The organism is Vibrio sp. 1S139, from assembly GCF_041439475.1.
GTDB lineage: Bacteria > Pseudomonadota > Gammaproteobacteria > Enterobacterales > Vibrionaceae > Vibrio > Vibrio crassostreae_C.
This window is the reverse complement of record NZ_JBGOOD010000144.1, coordinates 1-2,354: the sequence shown is the minus strand read 5'-3', so window position 1 is coordinate 2,354 and position 2,354 is coordinate 1. Positions and strand designations below refer to the sequence as shown.

2 protein-coding genes are annotated in these 2,354 nt (G+C 39.1%); both read left to right on the top strand.

Annotated features, from left to right (window positions below; genetic code table 11):
• Window positions 1–365 precede the first annotated feature (365 nt).
• Complete coding sequence (locus ACED46_RS21755; RefSeq protein WP_136978519.1) at window positions 366–938, top strand: hypothetical protein; 573 nt, start codon at window positions 366–368, stop codon at window positions 936–938.
• A gap of 219 nt (window positions 939–1,157) precedes the next feature.
• Window positions 1,158–2,330 (top strand): RNA-directed DNA polymerase, encoded by a 1,173-nt coding sequence (locus ACED46_RS21750; RefSeq protein WP_371722436.1) that lies wholly within the window; start codon window positions 1,158–1,160, stop codon window positions 2,328–2,330.
• The last annotated feature ends 24 nt before the right edge of the window (window positions 2,331–2,354 follow it).

Below are 2,354 nucleotides of genomic sequence, written 5' to 3'. Positions count from 1 at the left end.
GCACGTACGGTTCTTAGAGGGGCGGCACTTGGTAACAAGTGTCGTCTACTCGACAGAGGCTTCATAGACCTGAAGTTTTACTTGTGGCACTTTTCTCAAAAAGTGCCAGCTAGCTCAGATCTGCCCCGAACCTTGTTAGAACCAAAGAATGTATAATCTAGCCAGTACGGCACTAGACCAAGTAAATCTAATCAGTACTTTGGGCATTAGTACGGTATCGTTTCTTCGTTGTACCTCGAAACGCTCTGCCAATTCACACAAAAAGCTGATACTTGTTGAGTTTCATAATAAATGACAGCAACATAGATTGAATGTAAACATGGAAAAACTCTGTCTATAAGAGTTATAGCAATTTGAGGATGACTATGTCTGAAAGTTCACGAGTTGAACAGCTAAGCTCAGAAATCGAGTCTTATTTAAATTATAGGAGTCAATTGGTTGAGGGTGAAACCAAGGTTTCTGAGGGACTTGATAAAGCTGTGCTTGCAATTTCAAGTGCAGGTCTAGGTTTAACATTTACCTTGTTTGATAAGCTCTATATTGAAGGTAATGTTGACAGCTTGATATTTGCAAAATCGAGCTGGTTATTTTTTGTGATCTCGGTGTTCTTTATTTTATCTAGTCTGCTGCTTTCAGGACACTTGTATTATCGCAATAGGGAGCTTTCAGATAGCATTATTCAGAACAGAATAAGTATTAGAAGTGCGATTCAGAATGAAGATGATGAGGTTCCTGAAGAAGAGGTGTTTTCTGAGAATAAAATACTAGTTTTTGTTGCTCGCCTTTCACACTACTTTGGTGCGATAGCTCTGTTTCTTGCAATTGCATTGTTTGGACTATTTGTTTTCCACAATACAGATTTTCAAAAGCTTGAATCAAATCAAGTAACAGAAGTTGGACAACCAACGAATACAACGGAGATAAAAAAAAATGAATGATAAAACCCCACCTAGACCAGTTGATCAGCCAAGAGAAACGCCAAAACACGCAGTCCCACCGCCACCTCCGACTAGACCAACGAGACGCAGTTAAAATTGCTATAACACACGCTTTAAATCTGACTCGAAAACACGTGCAGAACTCGCTAGCGCTCAGACATGGCACGCGTTCATTCACAGTTTGAGTGAGCATTAGCAATATTAATAAGGTTAGGTGAAATGTTAGAAAAATTACTTAAAAAAGGTTATTTCCCACAAGAAATTCCAACGACATTTAGTACTATCAACTATGGAGACGTGCTGATAGATCCGAGGAATAATCTTTCCAGCCCATTCACGTATAACCGAGATGGGCCAGTCTATAGCAGCGAATGTGCGAAGTTTAACTTGGCTAGACGAGGGAAATTGCGCCGCCCATTAAGCATTCCCAACCCTATAAATTATTATCAGCTCGCAAAGCTGATATCAGACCATTGGGCTGATTTTGACTCCGTTTTTGACAGAGCTTCTCAATCAATTAGTCGTCCAGTTGGAGATGACTCAACCAGAGCTTTAAAGTGGGAAAAGGGATTTAGCTTTCTGCCTGATTCTAAGTTAAAAACGAGGACTGCTTCTCGCTATATTCTAAAAGCGGACATCTCTAACTTCTACTCAACTATATATACTCATAGTATTCCATGGGTTTTACACACAAAGTCTTTAGCAAAGCAGCAACGGAGGTTTCGCAACAATCTTGGGAACAAGATTGATACCTTGGTAAGAAATTCTCAAGACCAACAAACCAAAGGGATTCCAATAGGAACTGACACTTCATTTGCTATTGCTGAACTGATTATGTCTGAAGTTGACAAGCAACTAGTAACTAAGGTTGGGACAAACTACCATCGATATATTGATGACTTTGAATTTGGGTGTAAAACCTTGCAGGAAGCTGAGCACACATTATCTGTACTGCAAGAGGTATTGTCTCAATTCGAACTGGAGCTTAACTCTTCGAAAACCGAAATAATTAAGCTACCTTTAGAAGTTGATCCTCAGTGGTTACACGAACTTCAAAAGTTTGATATTAGTATGGCAACTGCTGGCGTTCAAAGAAGAACGTTGTTGTCATTTTTCGATATGACAATGGATTACCTTTCAAAAGAACCTTTTGAGCCTATTTTAAAGTATGCAGTAGTTCGAACATCATCCCATATCGTTCAAAGTGCAAATTATGCGCTGTACCAGAGAATTCTTTTACAATGGGCTACCGCAGAACCATCAACATTACCTATCGTTATTGATTTTATTGCGTTCTATAAAAATGCGGGTATCCAAGTCGATATTGAAGAGATTAAACAAACTTTAGAATTTGTTATTACCCCTATCTGGCAGGGTAGATGTCACTGTTAAAATTTAACCAGTTTGGGCGATAAA

Bases quoted from the DNA above. Each gene is read 5' to 3' on its own strand.
- ACED46_RS21755 (WP_136978519.1), top strand. From the start codon at position 366: ATGTCTGAAAGTTCACGAGTTGAACAGCTAAGCTCAGAAATCGAGTCT.
- ACED46_RS21750 (WP_371722436.1), top strand. From the start codon at position 1,158: ATGTTAGAAAAATTACTTAAAAAAGGTTATTTCCCACAAGAAATTCCA.